Raw genomic sequence first — 15,399 nt, forward strand, 5'->3', positions numbered from 1 at the left:
GGTGAAAGACATTTCGCCGCGCTTTGTGCTTTGATAGGTTCATGCCAATCAAGATCAACATCTAGAATATCGCGAGCATTGCCTTCATGACCCTGCGCGTCCTGCCCCAGAACCTGATCAATCAGATTGCCGCCGGTGAGGTGGTTGAACGGCCTGCGGCTGCGCTTAAGGAACTGGTGGAAAACGCCCTTGATGCCAGGGCCACCAGGGTCGATGTCAATCTGCGAGACGGTGGGCGGACATTGCTATCGATTACCGATGACGGTAAGGGCATGACACCCGAAGAACTCTCGCTGGCGGTTGAACGTCATGCGACCTCCAAACTGCCTGATGGCGATCTGTTTAACATCGGTTTCATGGGCTTTCGCGGGGAAGCATTGCCATCCATCGGGTCGGTTTCACGCATGCGCCTGACCAGTCGGGTACGCGGTGCGGAAAATGCCTGGACCCTGCTGATCGAAGGCGGGACCAAGGGTGAGCCCGAACCGGCAGCACACCCCCATGGCACCCGGGTTGAAGTGCGCGATCTTTTCTATGCGACACCGGCCCGGTTGAAGTTTTTAAAAACCGCACGGACCGAGCAGATGTATGCCCGTGAAATCATGGACCGTCTGGCGATGGCGCGGCCTGATGTCGGTTTTACCCTGACGGGCGATAACAACAAATCAATCCTGAACTATCCGGCCTGCGAAGGGGATTTCTTTGACGCGCGGCTGAAACGCCTTGGTGCTGTTATGGGCCGGGAATTTCAGGAAAACGCCCTGCAGATCGAAGCCGAACGCGAAGGCATTCGCCTGACCGGCTATGCCGGGGTTCCGACACTTAACCGTGGCAATGCGCAGATGCAGTTCCTGTTCGTCAATGGCCGTCCGGTCAAAGACCGGTTGTTGCAAGGGGCGGTGCGTGGGGCCTATCAGGATTTCCTTGCCCGGGACCGTCATCCGTTACTCGCCCTGTTCTTTGAACTCTCCCCGCGCGATGTCGATGTCAACGTCCATCCCGGCAAAACCGAAGTCCGCTTCCGCGATCCGGGCATGGTCCGGGGCCTGATTGTCGGCGCGCTAAAGCATGCCTTGGCTGGTGCGGGGCACCGGGCATCAACCACGGTTGCCGATATGGCGCTGGGTGCTGTGCGCCGCGAAGGCGAAGGACCGTCTTTGCCTTATGGCGGAGGGTCGCGGTCGGGCGGCGGCAGCGGTTTTAACATCGGCCAGTATCAGCCAAATACGCCAAGCCACGCGGCAATCGAACGCAATTACGCAGCACAGGCCCCCGGTGGGTCGCAGGCGGGATATGGCGGGTTGTTTGATCGCGGGCGTGAGTTTGGCGGAACTCCATCTGGCACTGCTGGCGATGGCGGGTTTGCTGCCGCCGCGGCTGCGGCCCTGTCGGGCGGCTATGATGCCGCTGCCCCGTCGGCGCGCATTGACATGACCGATGATGCCAAATTTGTTGATCATCCGCTCGGTGCTGCGCGTGGTCAGGTGCATGCCAATTACATCATTGCCCAGACCCGTGATGGTCTGGTGATTGTTGATCAGCATGCCGCCCATGAACGCATTGTCTATGAACGCATGAAGGCCGATCTTGCGCAAAGTGGTGTCAAACGCCAAGGTTTGCTGTTGCCCGAAGTGGTCGAACTTGACGAAGCATCGGCGGATCGCATTGGCGATCGCGCCGATGAATTCGCTGAATTGGGCTTGGTGATTGAACCGTTTGGTCCGGGGGCGATTGTTGTCCGCGAAGTGCCGGCCATGCTGGGGAAGGTCGATGTCGCATCGCTTATTCGTGACATGGCCGATGAAATTGCCGAATTGGGGCAGGGCATGGCGCTAAAAGATCGGCTGATGTATGTCTGCGCAACCATGGCCTGCCATGGATCGGTTCGATCCGGGCGGAAACTGAATGCCGATGAGATGAATGCATTGCTGCGCCAGATGGAAGCAACCCCGCATTCCGGCCAGTGCAATCATGGCCGCCCGACCTATGTCGAGCTTAAACTCCATGACATCGAAAAGATGTTTGGCCGCCGATAGGAACAGCGATGGACGACATCACCCTGCATATTGCGACACTTGATGATGCAGATGCGGTCAGCGCATTGTTTGAACGTTCTTATTCAAGGCTGCTGGTTGATGACTATGCCCCCGAAATCCTGAACCGCGCCATGCCGTTTCTATCCCACGCCAACCCGGATCTTTTGGCATCGGGCACATATTATCTGGCAAAGAACATTACGGGGGATGTCATTGGTGCAGGCGGCTGGACGGCCACGCGGCCGGGCAGCGTTGATAAGGATGTCCAAACAGGCCTGGCCCATGTAAGGCATTTTGCCGTTGATCCCGATCATGCCCGCAAGGGGATCGGGGCCATGCTGTTTAACCGCTGTCTTGTGGATGCCAGAAAGCGTGAAAATGTCAGGCGCTTTGAATGCTACTCAACGCTTTCGGCCCGACGGTTTTACGAAACATGTGGATTTCGCGTGATCGGGAATTTCGACGCCCCATTTGCCCCGGACTTCACCTTTCCCAGCTTGCATATGCTGCGCGATCAGATTGCTGATTAATCGCGGAGTTTCAGACCGTGCGGCAGGCGGGTATTGGCGTTCACACGGGCACGCTGGATTTGTTCGGCAAACAGGCCGCGTGTTCCTGAAAGATCGGCATCGCGAAAATCCGTCCCGGCAAGATTGGTCCCGCTGAGATCACAATTCACCAGCTGCTGTCCCCGAAAACTTGCGTTGGACAGGTCAGAACCAAGAAAAACAGTATTGCGCAGCATCGCATCGTTGAACCGCGCCCCGGCAAGGCGACTGGCGGCAAGATTGGTATTTGCCAGATTGCTTTCGACAAAATCAGCTGCAATCAGATTACATCGGCGGAGCACCGCATCCTTGCAATTGGCTCGTTTGAAACTGGCAAACGGTAATCCACAGCGGCTAAGGTCAATACCTTCAAGTTCGGCTTCGCGAAGATCGGCATGTTCAATCGACATGACCGCACCTTCCTTGCCACCGGTATCCACCCAAAGCTTGTGACTGATCAGGGCTTCTTGCAGATCAATCTCGACCAGCGCGTCGGTATCAACATCTGCGTCGGTATCAAGTTCTTCTTGTGGTTTGGCGGCGGGCTCTTCGGGGGCAGGGACCGGCGTTGGTGCAATAATCTCGCGCGCGGACTTGACGGCTTCGATATTTTGCGCCCGGCTGTCTTTTGCGCGCGCTGTCGGAACACCGACCAATTCACCATCGTCAAATGTTTGGCCCGCACCGTTCAAACGCGGCTTGATGGCAGCCAGATCAAGATTCTCAGCAACACCCTTGATCGGTGATTTCTGAGCGACTTTTGGCGCAGCAGACGCCGCCGGGGTTGGCTTTCGCGTACTTGCAGCAGTGGGGGCAGGGCGTGCCGGTGACGCTGCCCGCGCGGTTGGGGCAGAGGGTGCCGCCGATGCAGACGATGCAGACGGTGCCGCGGTCATATGATCACGTCGGCGGCGGCCCGGGTTTTCCGTCGCGGCCTCGTGATCCTTAGAAGACGTATTTTCCGATGCGTCGGTGGCGTCAGTTTGATCCAACTCAGGCGAAGACATCCCCATTTTGGCAAGGTCTTCCGGGCGGGCCGGACCGAAATAGTTTTCTTCAAGGACAAAGCGCCGTGGTTTCGCCAGAACGGTTTCAATGATCTTGCGCAGCCTTTTGGGATCAATTGGCTGACGAAAAACGCCCTCGATCCCGGCATCAACTGCATCGCGCATGGCGCGGCGGTCAAGTTTTGGCGCACCCAGCAGGACCGGTACATCACGGGCATGGCTGTCATGGTTTGATGCACTATCTCGAATGGCGCGAATGGTCGATATGCCGCGCATGCCATCAAGATACAATCCGACCAAAATCAGGTCGGGCTTAATCTCGTGAACAAGTTCAACTGTTCGCTCACGGTCATCGGAATGGACGAGTTGCGCAAAGCCCATCGGTTCAATTGCGGAATTGGCGGCAAGCATGTTTCGCTCGCTGTAATCGGCATACAGGATCGTCTTTTTATTGTTTTCGTTCATCGCCATGATGCGCGACTTTCCTCGGTTCGCAGTCAATTTGGGTCGATATACCGCGTGGACAGTCTGTTATTGCGCGCTCGGGATGCTGAATGTCCGCCGTCTGTCCGGTACAGCGCCCTCATTTTGGCTGTTTACATCGGTTTCGTCAGCACCTTTCGCATCACCGGCGTCATTTGGGGCATCGTCGCTGGTTGCGCCAGCTTCATCTCTTGTGGTGGCACCATCATCAGCACTGCCGGAACCGGTTGATCCTGCGCCATCCAGGCTGTTGCTTTCAACCATTTCGATGGTGATCTCAACCCGGCGGTTTTGGGAACGGCCTTCCGGGGTGTCATTGGTTGTGATTGGTCGGCTGTCGCCAAAGCCCTGAATGACCATGCGGGTCGGGTCGATTCCGTTTTGATCAATCATGAAATGCAGAACCGATGTCGCACGTGCGGCAGACAAATCCCAGTTCGATATATAGGGAGAAGACGACGATACCGGAATGTTATCGGTATGGCCGGCAACCTGAACTTCGCCCTCGGTCTGGTTGATCACGGGGGTGACACGGTTCAGTACGGCGGCAAATTCTTCGGTCATGCCAGATGAACCGGATGGAAAGGCCAGCTCGTTGGGAAAGCTGATGACAACTTCGCCGTCAATACGTTCCAGCCCGACCTGATCTTCAATCCCCATATTTTCCAGAACAGCGGAGAGCGTTTCTTCCAACGCCTCGGCTTTTTGTTCCTTGGTGTCTGATTGCTGACTTTCGACCTTGGGCGTTTCCGCCTGCGGGATCTCTGACACCACACGCGGGCTATCAGGTGTCGGCGCCTTAAGGGATTTTCCGACGATTGAACCATCAAGTTCAATGACACCGGAAAGCTGATCTTCCTTGGAGAAACCAAATGCCGCTTTGACCGATCCCGCGATCTGTTTGTATCGGATGACATCCATCTCGGCGAATGTCAGCAAAAGCACAAACAGAACAAGCAGCAAAGACATAAGATCAGCGAATGTCGCCATCCATGCCGGTGCGCCTGCTGCGGGTTTCTTTGCCATGGGCTTAGCTCACGACCGAAATGACAGATACGATCATGGTTACTCTCCGCCGCCTTCTTCATCTTTGGGCACGCCGCCCGGAAGATACGGCCCAAGGATTTCTTTCATGACCATCGGGCTCTGGCTGCCCTGAATTTGAACAACCGATTCAATAATCAACTGTTTGGTGTTCTTTAAACGATCAACCTTAAGCGCAAGCTTGTCAGCAATCGGAAGGGCAATCAGGTTGGCCAGAACAGCACCATAGAATGTCGTCAGCATCGCAATTGCCATGGCCGGACCAATTGCATCAGGATCAGACAGGTTGGCAAGCATCTGAACCAGACCCACCAACGTCCCGATCATACCAAAGGCCGGGGCCGTATCGCCAATGCCGCGAAACATCAATTCACCCAGCTCGTCATTCTGGATGGATTTTTCCACCTCGCTGGAGATCGAGCTTCGAATAACTTCGCCGCTGTGACCATCCACACACATGCGAATGCCGCGCGCCATGATTTCGTTGTCGATTTCGACACTTTCAAGACCCAGAAGACCGTTCTTGCGGACAAGTCCACCAAGCTCGATGGCTTTTTCATAAATCGAAAGCGGATCTTCTTTCGGGTTTTTAAAAGCGATGCCGACCCCGATCTTGAGCGACTTGATAACGTCGCGCATGGGGAACTTGATCAAAGTTGCCGCCGCCGTACCGCCAAACACAACCATGATAGAAGGAACATCGACAAAGGCGCCAAGGTTGCCACCGATAAGAATGGCACCCACGATAACGCCCGATCCGGCGAGAATCCCGATTAGTGTCGCTATATCCATGTTGGTTCTTGGTATCCGGCGTTAAAACGTGGTCAGCTTTGCGTGGTTTGACCGAAGATCAAAAACGGCACGCGGCGGGAGATCGGGCTACAGGTTGTCACAAGGCGAAACGCAAAACGTGCGACAGTCTTAAAATCTGCATTTGGAACTATGTATTTCACTACACTTCACAAAATTGGGTTTCCGCAGCCTGTTTTCCAGCACCTGATGACAACTTCCTGCATTAAGGTTTCGAATAGTTCGACCAAAAAGATGCATCAGGTTGTAAAACTAAGGCATTGGTGTAGGCGACGCTATACCTTTGACGTTAGGCCAGAACCCATTTCAAGCATTCAATTGGGTTCAAACCCTATGTGTTTGTTGCCAGAATTATCAACGTTTCTCAACCCCGTCGTAAGGATAAGGTCCTGTTATCCGGGCAAATGGTCTTAGCCCAGCTCGAAGGACGAGATGCCAAAAGTCATATCAAGGTTAAGCGACGGAATAGGTCCCTTATACATGCGCGCAGTTTCAAACTCCGCCGTCATTTTGTGGTTCTTGACCAACTCAAGGGCCGCCTGATTGGGTTCAGGAACATCAAGATACACCTTGCCGCTCTGATCTTTGCGGCTTTGCAAAAGGGCAGAAAACAGGGTCTGTGCATCTTCGCTATTCGCCGCAAACAGCGGGCCGACTTTGTGGCCGTCTTCACACGGGCGAATAACACCATATCCGCGAAGACCCATCGGGCCTTTAAGTGCGAGGGCCGTATGGTTCTCATTGCCAATCCAGCCGCGCAGGAACTCTATCCGGCTTTCGGCAAACAGATTGCAGGTCTGCTCAAACGCATCGACCACGGCAATATCATCAATCAGCAGGGTGAAAAGATCATCAGGGGCCGGACTGTTGGCCTCAACAACGCCGCCGAAACGGATATTGCGATGGACAAACTCAAAGCCGGATTTGCGGTAATTATCCTGTTGATCGATAACGCCGTCCAGACCGATGGTTTTACCAACACTGTTTTCCAATGCTGTTTGCCAAAGTTTGTAGCCAAGACCCGTGCCGCGACGATCTTTGCGGCAAATGTAAAAACCGACAAACCCGAAATCCGAGCTGTACTGCACTGACGAAATCACCGCAGCCATACCTTGCTTGTCAAAAGTGCCCCAGAAACCGTCGGTGTCCGTATTGAAAAACACATCGGCATCATCCTTGCCGGGATTCCAGCCTTCAAGGGCGGCCCATTCAACGGCAAGTGGGAACTCATCGGATTTCAAACGTCGGATTTTGTCAGCCATGGCAGTGTCTCTTTTAACGTCAAAAGGGTCGATCAAAGTGGGGAGGCCAAAGACGGGAAGCCCGCCTCGGTCACATGTGTCTGATATTCAGCCCAACATCTAGCACGCAGAGGGCAAATTCCTGATAAATATTATTGAGAATGCCTATCATTTTTATTATCAATGCGGGCACAAGGTTTAAAACCATCCGCATCCTTCCGAGGGCCCCAATGCCAACACCGATCCTGACAGCCAGAACCCGCATCGCACTTCCCGAAAGTGCCGCACTGATCAAACAGGCAGTGGACTATTATAAAAGTCATGACTGCGACGTGCAGGACGATAACGGGGCAACACGAATTTCGGTCTCAATCGGCCATATCCATCTGACCAGCGCGACCGACGGGCTGGATGTCGAAGTCGGTGCTACGACAGAAGTCGGCGTGGTGCAGATGAAGGCCGCAATCATATCCCTGCTCCAGGGTGCCGCCCCGGACGCCGACTTTGATTGCCGATGGAAGGGGGCTGGCAAAAGCAATGGCAAGCTGCCGAATTTCCGCGAACTTTCGGTAGGTACGGTGACCGATCTTTCACCGCATTTGCGCCGCGTGCGGTTGCACGGCGCTGATCTGGATGCTTATGACAATGACAGTATCCATATAAGGCTTTTGATCCCGCCACGCGATCAGGAAAATCCGAAATGGCCCACGTTGGCCGAAAATGGCATGCCGGTCTGGCCAGGTGGCGATGACACCGTTGAGCAGCGTGTCTACACAATCCGCGATATTGATGCCAACGCCGGTTGGATCGATATTGATTTCGTCATCCATGGCGATAACGGTCCAGGCTCATCCTTTGCCCTGCATGCCAAGCAAGGCGATCTTGTCGCCATGACAGGTCCGCTGGGTAATCCATTGCCAGATGATGCGAACTGGGTCCTGTTTGCCGGGGATGAAACGGCCTTGCCGGCCATCGGGCGCTATTTGAATGCGCTTGCGGATCACGTTATCGGCCATGCCGTGATTGAAGTCGGCAGTGAAGCTGACGTCATTGATATTGCCACCAACAGTCAGGTCAAGGTCACCTGGCTATTCCGCGATGGGCAAAACAATGGGAATACAGTTAAAGACAGCCTGCTTCAGGATGCCATCCGCGCAATTGACGTGCCCAAGGATACCCACAAAGTCTTTTGCTGGGCCGGGGTGGAGCAAGGCGACTATAAACCTATCCACACTTACTGGCGCAAGGAACTTGGACTTGCCCGTGATGACTGCACGGCCATGACATTTTGGCGCAACTCCGAACGCGGCTGATGGGGACTGCGCCCTAATTTCCCTGTCGCGTGGCAACGGCGCCATGCAGTTTCGGGGCAAATTGCACAACCGCGTTATCAAGTGACATCATGATTTCAATGATCAGCGGGTCATTGGTGCCAAGCTTGCCGTTTTCAGCATCTTCGCGCAGTTCCGTAATCGCACGGATCAGTTCAAGATTGGTCGGGTTGATGCCAACCGCGATGTCCTTGGCCTGTTTGGTTACCAACTGCCGGGCGCTTAAAAATGCTGCGACTTCTTGTTTGGCCGAGAGTGCCGGGCGCGATTGCGGTGTTTCCAATGCGTATTTCACCGACAACCCTGTCATATGGCTACGGTCGGCAAACAGGGTGGCTGTGATTATGCGAAAAGCAATGATGTCAGATGCCAGTTGGCTTTTGTTTTCCGGTGTCGCCAGTTCGTTAAACGCAAATAGATCCGCTTCAATCTCGTCGTGATGGTTTTGCGTATCATCGCCGCCATAATGATCCGGCTTGCAATGGCGGACCTCATGATAGATCAGCCAGCGATAGGTCAGATCCGCAGTGCTTTGATAACGAAGCTTCTGCCCAAACCAGCCATGCATCAATTGGGCGAATATTTCTTGGCCCTGTTCCGGGGTGATATTGGCGGGCACAAAAATCTGACAGGTCGGGATTTGCGCACCGTTTTGCTGGCCGGTGACAGTAAAAGGCGATCGCGGCAGTTTGGCAAAGGTCGTTTCAGGGCTTTGAATGTTTTCAAGCCCCAGCGTCTGATCCATCCGGCTTAGAAACGCAGCCCGATCGGCAAAAACAAACAAATCAACTTCGCCCAACTGACTGATTTCTGATGCCAGCTGGTCTGTAACCTGCACATTTTCCGATTGTTGGGCATGCAAATATTGGCCGCCCGTAATGCACAGCATCACAGAAAGTAAAAGCGAGAAAAAAGGTACGCGAAGATTGATCATGACCGGAGTATGGCCTGTCTGACCGGCACGCGCGATATAAAACAAATGGGTATTTAGACCACGTGTTAAGCTTCGGCGCGTTGGCCCGTGCGTTTGCGCTCCGGCCCAAAGACGCAAGTCAGGATCAGGATAATGCCCGAAATGGTCGCGATCATGCCCGCCGCACTCACCGCATAAGGTGACCCAAACCAGCCCGGACCATATCCGGCAAAGACATATCCCAGAATGGCCGAAATGGTGGCAAAGGCGACTGACCAGCCAACCTGACGCCCAAGCTGATTGGTCATCAATCGCGCACTTGCCGGTGGGCAGACAAACATCGCGATCACAATGATCGACCCGACCGCATCAAAGGCGGCAACGGCGGCAATCGCCGTGGTGACAACCAATGCAAAGCTTAAGATTTTGGTGCGAATGCCAATCGCCTCGGCAAAGGACATATCAAAGGTCGAGATTTTAAGTTCTTTCCAGAACAGCACGATAAACAACCCGATCCCGACAAGGACAATCGCCAGACGCGGCAATTGCGGCGGCAAGGTCGACAGCGCGACCGGATCAATCAGCGATCCCCAACCTTGCGCATCAAACCAGATCAGGCTTTCAAGATTGCCCAGCAACGCATGCTGAACATCAATATGCACCGAACTGGTATCGGTGATCTCAAGGAACAAAACCCCGGCGGCAAAAAGGGTTGTGAAAACCAGTCCCATGGCCGCACCGGGTTCAACCTTGCCAAGCCGTTTGACGATTTCAATCATGACCACGGCAACGATTGCTGCCGCCCCGGCACCCAGCATCATTGGAACTGCGCTGATGGTGCCAGTGACAAGAAAGGCCGCAACAATGCCGGGCAAAACCACATGGCTGATGGCATCGCCAATCAGGGCCTGACGGCGCAGCAATAAGAAGTTCCCCGGCAGGGCACAGGCAACGGCGGCCAGAATACCAATGATAATCGGGGTCAGGCTCAGCTGAACAAACTCGGGCCCCATTGCCGTGATCAGATCGTCGATCATGCTTTGGCTCCTTGCTTGTCCATGATCATGCGATCAATCTCGGCGATCTGATCAGATGTCATCATGCGTTCAATCGGGGTCAGGCCATCGTAATGTTCAATCGCCGAATCTTCGGGCAGCATCCGCCGCGCAATCGCCCAGCGGGCCTCATCACGGGCCGCCTTGGCGGCGGCAAGCTGACCCCGTGCGGTGGCAACCCCGTCGCGCCGGATCATGCCTGACCGGCGGAGGATACGAAGGGTCAAGCCATCATAGATCGGTTCGCGCCGCGACAGGGACAGCAACCCTTGCCGACGATGGACACGGCGCTGGAACCGCTGATGACGCAGGGCCGATGCCAATCCGCCACGTAACGGTGAAAACAGGGCCGAAATCAGGAAAAAGCCAAAGGCGACCAGAACAATGATCGGTCCGGTCGGAATGGATGCCTCGGCGGCAGATAGAACCGCACCGATATATCCCGAAAGCCCGCCAACGACGGCTGAAATGCCGATCATTTTACCGACCTGATTGGTCCAGAACCGTGCGGTGACCGGCGGAATGATTAAAAGCGCAACAATCAGGATCAATCCGACAATCTTAAGCCCGATCACGGTGACAATCAGGGCCAGTCCCATCATCGCCAGATCAATGTTGCGGACATTGACGCCGGTCGTGGCGGCATATTCCGGATCGAATGCCACCAAGGTCATTGGGCGGCGCAAGATAAAGACAAACAAGGCGGCCAATGCCCCGGCAACCGCGATTGTCGTTGCTTCGGAAATCAACATGCCCGCTGTCGATCCCAGCAGGAAGTTCTCAAGCCCGGCCTGACGCCCTGATGACATGGTCTGGATGATCGTCAACAGAACAATGCCAAAGCCAAAGAAGACAGAGAGAACCGCACCAATCGCGGCATCTTCGGTCAGGCGGGTTTTGCGCGTGATCCATTCAACCATCAACAGACCGATGGCCGATGACACAGCCGATCCAATGATCAGGCCCGGCAACCAACGCCCGTCACTGCCAAAGGCCACCATGATCATAAAGGCAAGCCCAACACCGGGCAGGGTGGCGTGACTGATGGCATCCGATACAAGCGCGCGTTTGCGCAGGAAAATAAACGCACCGGCACTGCCGGCCGACAGGCCAAGCAGCCCGGCACCAACCGCGACAAGGGCGCTGTTATATCCGGCCTGCAAAAACAGGGCGCTTATGAAGTAATCCAGAAAACTCATCTCAGATTCTCTGCTTTGCCGCGGTGGAAGTCTGCCGTGCTGCGATCAGGCCAGTTGCAATTCGTCGATATGGGTTGCCGCAAGCCGCCCGCCATAGGTTTCCTGAAGGTTCTCGGCGGTAAAGGTCGTCTCGACCGGACCTTCGGCGATGCGGCGCACATTGATCAGCAAGACGCGATCAAAATATTCCGGAACCGTCGACAGGTCATGATGAACGCACACAACCGTGCGGCCTTCGGATTTAAGGTCTTTGAGGACCGCGACAATGGCGCGTTCGGTGGCGGCATCAACACCGGCAAAGGGCTCATCAAGCAAATAAAACTCGGCATTCTGAGCCAGTGCACGGGCAAGGAATACGCGCTGCTGCTGCCCACCTGAAAGCTGCCCGATCTGCCGGTCTGCGAAATCGGCCATGCCTACACGCTCCAGACATTCCATGGCCTGATCGCGGTGGCGCGAACGCCAAAAGCGAAACAGTCCAACCGATCCATAAAGACCCATCAGAACCACATCAATCACCCGTGCCGGGAAATCCCAGTCAACACTGGCACGTTGTGGAACGTAAGCCACCCGGTCGCGGGCCTCGGAAAACAGTTTTCCGAAAATCCGAACTTCCCCCGACAGGCGCGGCACGACACCAAGTGCGCCTTTAAGGAAGGTCGATTTACCCGCCCCGTTGGGGCCAATGATCGCGGTCATTGATCCGGCCGGGATTGAGGCATCAACGGAAAAAACAGCCGGCTTGTTGCCATAGGAAACGGTTAACCCCCGCACGGTCAGCGGCGCATCCTTGGCTGCGACATCCAATATCTTGCCAGCTTCAGCAATCAGTTTGGCGTTGCTCATGGGGGTTTCCTTGTTTCCTTGATCGTAGCGTGTGTCGGCTGTCTTTATGTATTGTCTATCAATCAGGAGCCAGCAGTAAGTTTACCCTGAAAACCACCTTCGGGGGCAACCCCGCCCAAGGCACGGGTGATCAGGGTGACGTTATGATCGATCATGCCGATATAAGTACCTTCATAGGTGCCCGGTTCACCCATGGCATCGGAAAACAGCGTCCCGCCAATAACGACGTCCTGCCCCCGTGCACCGGCACCTTCGATTAACGCACGGACATTACGTTCAGGGACGGAGCTTTCAACAAACACGGCTGAAATGTTGCGATCGACAATGGTGTTGACCAGTTCTTCGACCCGACGAAGACCGGCTTCGGATTCTGTTGAAATGCCTTGAATGCCCAGCACATCGAAATCATAGCCACGGCCAAAATAACTAAAGGCATCATGGGCGGTTAACAAGACGCGGCTTTTTTCCGGCACGGTCACGGCAACCGTCTTCATGTACTCGATCAGCTTATCGATCTCGGCCACATGCTTATCGGCATTGGTGCGATAGGATGCTTCGCCGTCCGGATCGGTTTTGATCAGCGCATCACGCACCGCATAGACAACAGATTCCCAAAGTTGCGGGTCCATCCAGACATGCGGGTCATAGCGACCGTTATATTCCGCATGGCTGAGCAATTTGTCCTTATCAATGGCTTCACCAACTGCAACCACGTTGCGGCGTTTTGCCAGATCAAGGAAGAATTCTTCAAGCTGTGCCTCAAGATACAGCCCGTGCCACAAAACAAGATCAGCACGCGCCATGGCGGCAATGTCGCTTCGGGTTTGGCGATAGGAATGTGGATCAACCCCCGGGCCCATCAGGGCGGTGACATCTGCCCGGTCGCCGGCGACCTGACGGGCGGCATCGGCGATCATGGATGTTGTGGCAACGACATTTAGCGGTTTGGCCTGCGCCACGCTGGCATTGTAAAACAACGCCGAAACCATCAAGGTCGCAGACAGGGCAAAGGCACGTGCATTGTTGGAAAAGCGCATCAGGGCATCCCGAAAGCAAGTTGAAATCATTCTAGCGAATACCCACTATTTATGTGCGGACTTTTAAAGTTAGTCAAGGCTAAATTGCTATTTGCAAGCTTAGTTGTTATGAAGGCTGTGGGGATACAAATTGGAGAGTTCGATGGGCGAAGATGCCGCACTTAACCCGCGCCATAACAAGGCAGAAGTTTTTGCACGTTTGCGTGACGCACACGCCCGCGAAGTCACCGAAGATTACGTTGAAATGATTGGCGATTTAATCAATGAGGAAGGCGAAGCCCGATCTGTCGCCCTGGCGGAGCGCTTTGGCGTAACGGCGGCGACGGTCAACAATACGATCAAGCGCCTTGAACGCGACGGTTTTGTCACATCCCGCCCATACCGCTCGATCTTCCTGACAGAAAAAGGCGAAACCCTCGCCAAAAAATGTCGCGAACGCCACCAGATCGTCTATAACTTCCTCGTCTCCATCGGTGTCGATCCCGAAACCGCAGAATTCGACGCGGAAGGGATAGAGCATCATGTGAGTGAGGAGACTTTGAGGGTGTTTGCGGCAGCGGCGGGTTCATAATCAGCCGCTTGAATGCATTGCGGGCTGATGTAATTTGAGGCTGCTGTCCAAAGCGGAGCGCTAAACACGCGTGGCTTGGAAGATATGCTGTAAAGTCCGAAACGGAAAATGGCGGAGAGGGTGGGATTCGAACCCACGGTACTATTGCTAGTACAACGGTTTTCGAGACCGCCCCGTTCGACCACTCCGGCACCTCTCCGCATGTGTGGTCTTGGCGTTCGACGCGGTGTTTAACGGTCCTTGTGGGTTTTTGCAAGAGGGAAATCGTAAAAGCCGTGACTCTTTTGCGCTTTGGGCACTGTTATTAGGTATTGCCGGTTGTCACGGGTTGAAGCCGCCTTGCGCAGATTGTCCTCATGCGTTGATACGCGCGCGTCAAAGCCATGCAGTTCACGCACGGCATGCATCTGCCGGTGCGGGCGGTGAATATGGGGCTTTGCATCGCTTTGCAGTTGACTCACGGAGCCAAAAACGGTAATTGACCCGTTCTTCGCAGCGGTTCGGTATCTGTTAGCAGCGGCACCGAGCTGCGCGTTTGTGTTTCCAGAATGTTTTTCAGGAACTTTTAGATGTACGCAATCATCAAAACTGGCGGCAAACAGTATAAAGTTGCTGCCAACGACGTTATCAAAGTCGAAAAGATCGCTGCCCAGGCCGGTGACACTGTGAAACTTGAAGAAGTTCTCATGGTTGCTGGCGATGGCGCACCAAAAGTCGGTGCTCCGTTGCTCAAAGGTGCTTCTGTTACCGCAGAAGTTCTCGAACAGGCCAAGGGCGACAAGGTGATCGTTTTCAAGAAAAAGCGTCGGCATAACTACCGTCGTAAAAATGGTCATCGCCAGAACCTGACTGTTCTGCGCATCAAGGACATCAAAGCCTAATTCATTAGGTTGAGATGCAGTTTTAGGAGAGTTTCATGGCTCATAAGAAAGCTGGTGGTAGTTCGCGCAACGGTCGTGACTCCGAAGGTCGCCGTCTCGGCGTTAAAAAATTCGGTGGTCAGGTAGTTGTTGCAGGCAACATCCTCGTTCGTCAGCGTGGCACCAAGTTCCACCCGGGCGACAATGTTGGCCTCGCCAAAGACCACACCCTGTTTGCGACTGTGGACGGTGCTGTCCTGTTCAAGTCGGGCTACAAGGGTCGTACTTACGTAAACATCGTTCCGGCAGAGGCGTAAGCCTCCCGTCGGCTGCGCGTTACGTAGCAAGATTTTCAAGGGAGGAATGAGCAATCATTCCTCCCTTATTTTATATGTTATATGAACTTTATCCCGTTGAT

At 54.5% G+C, this 15,399-nt stretch carries 15 protein-coding genes and 1 tRNA gene; 6 read left to right on the forward strand and 10 right to left on the reverse strand.

The features are described 5' to 3' along the window. Positions 1-86 precede the first annotated feature (86 nt). The gene (gene mutL, locus RIC05_RS09645) at positions 87-2,036 is read left to right on the forward strand and encodes a DNA mismatch repair endonuclease MutL (RefSeq protein ID WP_350046898.1); all 1,950 of its coding nucleotides are present in this window, start codon (positions 87-89) and stop codon (positions 2,034-2,036) included. 8 nt (positions 2,037-2,044) lie between these two features. After that, positions 2,045-2,566, forward strand: coding sequence for a GNAT family N-acetyltransferase (locus RIC05_RS09650; RefSeq protein ID WP_350046899.1), 522 nt, complete (start codon positions 2,045-2,047; stop codon positions 2,564-2,566). Here the strand turns inward: RIC05_RS09650 and RIC05_RS09655 are convergent. From RIC05_RS09655 to RIC05_RS09670, 4 genes are all read right to left on the reverse strand, one after another. Continuing rightward, entirely contained in the window at positions 2,563-4,062 is a 1,500-nt protein-coding gene (locus tag RIC05_RS09655) for a pentapeptide repeat-containing protein (protein WP_350046900.1), read from the reverse strand. The genes RIC05_RS09650 and RIC05_RS09655 overlap by 4 nt on opposite strands. Before the next feature lie 60 nt (positions 4,063-4,122). Then, entirely contained in the window at positions 4,123-5,100 is a 978-nt protein-coding gene (locus RIC05_RS09660) for an OmpA family protein (protein ID WP_350046901.1), read from the reverse strand. 39 nt (positions 5,101-5,139) lie between these two features. After that, entirely contained in the window at positions 5,140-5,910 is a 771-nt protein-coding gene (locus tag RIC05_RS09665; RefSeq protein WP_350046902.1) for a motility protein A, read from the reverse strand. A 428-nt stretch (positions 5,911-6,338) separates the two neighbouring features. After that, positions 6,339-7,190 (reverse strand): N-acetyltransferase, encoded by an 852-nt coding sequence (locus tag RIC05_RS09670; RefSeq protein WP_350046903.1) that lies wholly within the window; start codon positions 7,188-7,190, stop codon positions 6,339-6,341. A gap of 209 nt (positions 7,191-7,399) precedes the next feature. Between RIC05_RS09670 and RIC05_RS09675 the strand changes: the two genes are divergently transcribed. Further along, the gene (locus RIC05_RS09675) at positions 7,400-8,482 is read left to right on the forward strand and encodes a siderophore-interacting protein (RefSeq protein ID WP_350046904.1); all 1,083 of its coding nucleotides are present in this window, start codon (positions 7,400-7,402) and stop codon (positions 8,480-8,482) included. 13 nt (positions 8,483-8,495) lie between these two features. Here the strand turns inward: RIC05_RS09675 and RIC05_RS09680 are convergent, their stop codons facing one another. The 5 genes from RIC05_RS09680 to RIC05_RS09700 all read right to left on the reverse strand — a co-directional run bounded on the left by RIC05_RS09680 (position 8,496) and on the right by RIC05_RS09700 (position 13,550). Continuing rightward, positions 8,496-9,434 carry a hypothetical protein gene (locus RIC05_RS09680; RefSeq protein ID WP_350046905.1) on the reverse strand — a complete coding sequence of 313 codons (939 nt, stop codon included), beginning with the start codon at positions 9,432-9,434 and terminating at the stop codon, positions 8,496-8,498. A 65-nt stretch (positions 9,435-9,499) separates the two neighbouring features. Then, positions 9,500-10,450, reverse strand: a complete 951-nt coding sequence (locus RIC05_RS09685; RefSeq protein WP_350046906.1) for a metal ABC transporter permease — start codon at positions 10,448-10,450, stop codon at positions 9,500-9,502. Continuing rightward, the gene (locus RIC05_RS09690; RefSeq protein ID WP_350041973.1) at positions 10,447-11,667 is read right to left on the reverse strand and encodes a metal ABC transporter permease; all 1,221 of its coding nucleotides are present in this window, start codon (positions 11,665-11,667) and stop codon (positions 10,447-10,449) included. Before RIC05_RS09690 ends, RIC05_RS09685 begins: the two co-directional genes overlap by 4 nt. Positions 11,668-11,712: 45 nt before the next feature. Next, positions 11,713-12,513 carry a metal ABC transporter ATP-binding protein gene (locus tag RIC05_RS09695; RefSeq protein ID WP_350041972.1) on the reverse strand — a complete coding sequence of 267 codons (801 nt, stop codon included), beginning with the start codon at positions 12,511-12,513 and terminating at the stop codon, positions 11,713-11,715. Between the two features lie 62 nt (positions 12,514-12,575). Further along, complete coding sequence (locus tag RIC05_RS09700) at positions 12,576-13,550, reverse strand: metal ABC transporter solute-binding protein, Zn/Mn family (RefSeq protein ID WP_350046907.1); 975 nt, start codon at positions 13,548-13,550, stop codon at positions 12,576-12,578. 142 nt (positions 13,551-13,692) lie between these two features. Between RIC05_RS09700 and mntR the strand changes: the two genes are divergently transcribed. Beyond that, a complete protein-coding gene (gene mntR, locus RIC05_RS09705) occupies positions 13,693-14,121 on the forward strand; it encodes a manganese-binding transcriptional regulator MntR (RefSeq protein ID WP_350046908.1) in 429 nt (142 codons plus the stop codon). A gap of 109 nt (positions 14,122-14,230) precedes the next feature. Here the strand turns inward: mntR and RIC05_RS09710 are convergent. Further along, a tRNA-Ser gene (locus RIC05_RS09710) sits at positions 14,231-14,320 on the reverse strand. A gap of 370 nt (positions 14,321-14,690) precedes the next feature. Between RIC05_RS09710 and rplU the strand changes: the two genes are divergently transcribed. Both rplU and rpmA read left to right on the forward strand, forming a co-directional pair. Next, complete coding sequence (gene rplU, locus RIC05_RS09715; protein ID WP_350041699.1) at positions 14,691-15,002, forward strand: 50S ribosomal protein L21; 312 nt, start codon at positions 14,691-14,693, stop codon at positions 15,000-15,002. 35 nt (positions 15,003-15,037) lie between these two features. After that, on the forward strand, positions 15,038-15,298 hold the full coding sequence (gene rpmA / locus RIC05_RS09720) for a 50S ribosomal protein L27 (RefSeq protein ID WP_350041700.1): 261 nt from the start codon (positions 15,038-15,040) through the stop codon (positions 15,296-15,298). Positions 15,299-15,399 lie beyond the last annotated feature (101 nt).

Source organism: Thalassospira sp., assembly GCF_040218635.1.
Classification (GTDB): domain Bacteria; phylum Pseudomonadota; class Alphaproteobacteria; order Rhodospirillales; family Thalassospiraceae; genus Thalassospira.

Excerpts from the sequence above, each read along its gene's own strand:
- rpmA (WP_350041700.1), top strand. The coding sequence starts at position 15,038 with ATGGCTCATAAGAAAGCTGGTGGTAGTTCGCGCAACGGTCGTGACTCC.
- RIC05_RS09665 (WP_350046902.1), bottom strand. The coding sequence starts at position 5,910 with ATGGATATAGCGACACTAATCGGGATTCTCGCCGGATCGGGCGTTATC.
- mntR (WP_350046908.1), top strand. The coding sequence starts at position 13,693 with ATGGGCGAAGATGCCGCACTTAACCCGCGCCATAACAAGGCAGAAGTT.
- RIC05_RS09650 (WP_350046899.1), top strand. The coding sequence starts at position 2,045 with ATGGACGACATCACCCTGCATATTGCGACACTTGATGATGCAGATGCG.
- RIC05_RS09690 (WP_350041973.1), bottom strand. The coding sequence starts at position 11,667 with ATGAGTTTTCTGGATTACTTCATAAGCGCCCTGTTTTTGCAGGCCGGA.
- mutL (WP_350046898.1), top strand. The coding sequence starts at position 87 with ATGACCCTGCGCGTCCTGCCCCAGAACCTGATCAATCAGATTGCCGCC.
- RIC05_RS09695 (WP_350041972.1), bottom strand. The coding sequence starts at position 12,513 with ATGAGCAACGCCAAACTGATTGCTGAAGCTGGCAAGATATTGGATGTC.
- RIC05_RS09675 (WP_350046904.1), top strand. The coding sequence starts at position 7,400 with ATGCCAACACCGATCCTGACAGCCAGAACCCGCATCGCACTTCCCGAA.
- RIC05_RS09700 (WP_350046907.1), bottom strand. The coding sequence starts at position 13,550 with ATGCGCTTTTCCAACAATGCACGTGCCTTTGCCCTGTCTGCGACCTTG.
- RIC05_RS09655 (WP_350046900.1), bottom strand. The coding sequence starts at position 4,062 with ATGGCGATGAACGAAAACAATAAAAAGACGATCCTGTATGCCGATTAC.
- RIC05_RS09680 (WP_350046905.1), bottom strand. The coding sequence starts at position 9,434 with ATGATCAATCTTCGCGTACCTTTTTTCTCGCTTTTACTTTCTGTGATG.
- RIC05_RS09660 (WP_350046901.1), bottom strand. The coding sequence starts at position 5,100 with ATGGCAAAGAAACCCGCAGCAGGCGCACCGGCATGGATGGCGACATTC.
- rplU (WP_350041699.1), top strand. The coding sequence starts at position 14,691 with ATGTACGCAATCATCAAAACTGGCGGCAAACAGTATAAAGTTGCTGCC.
- RIC05_RS09670 (WP_350046903.1), bottom strand. The coding sequence starts at position 7,190 with ATGGCTGACAAAATCCGACGTTTGAAATCCGATGAGTTCCCACTTGCC.
- RIC05_RS09685 (WP_350046906.1), bottom strand. The coding sequence starts at position 10,450 with ATGATCGACGATCTGATCACGGCAATGGGGCCCGAGTTTGTTCAGCTG.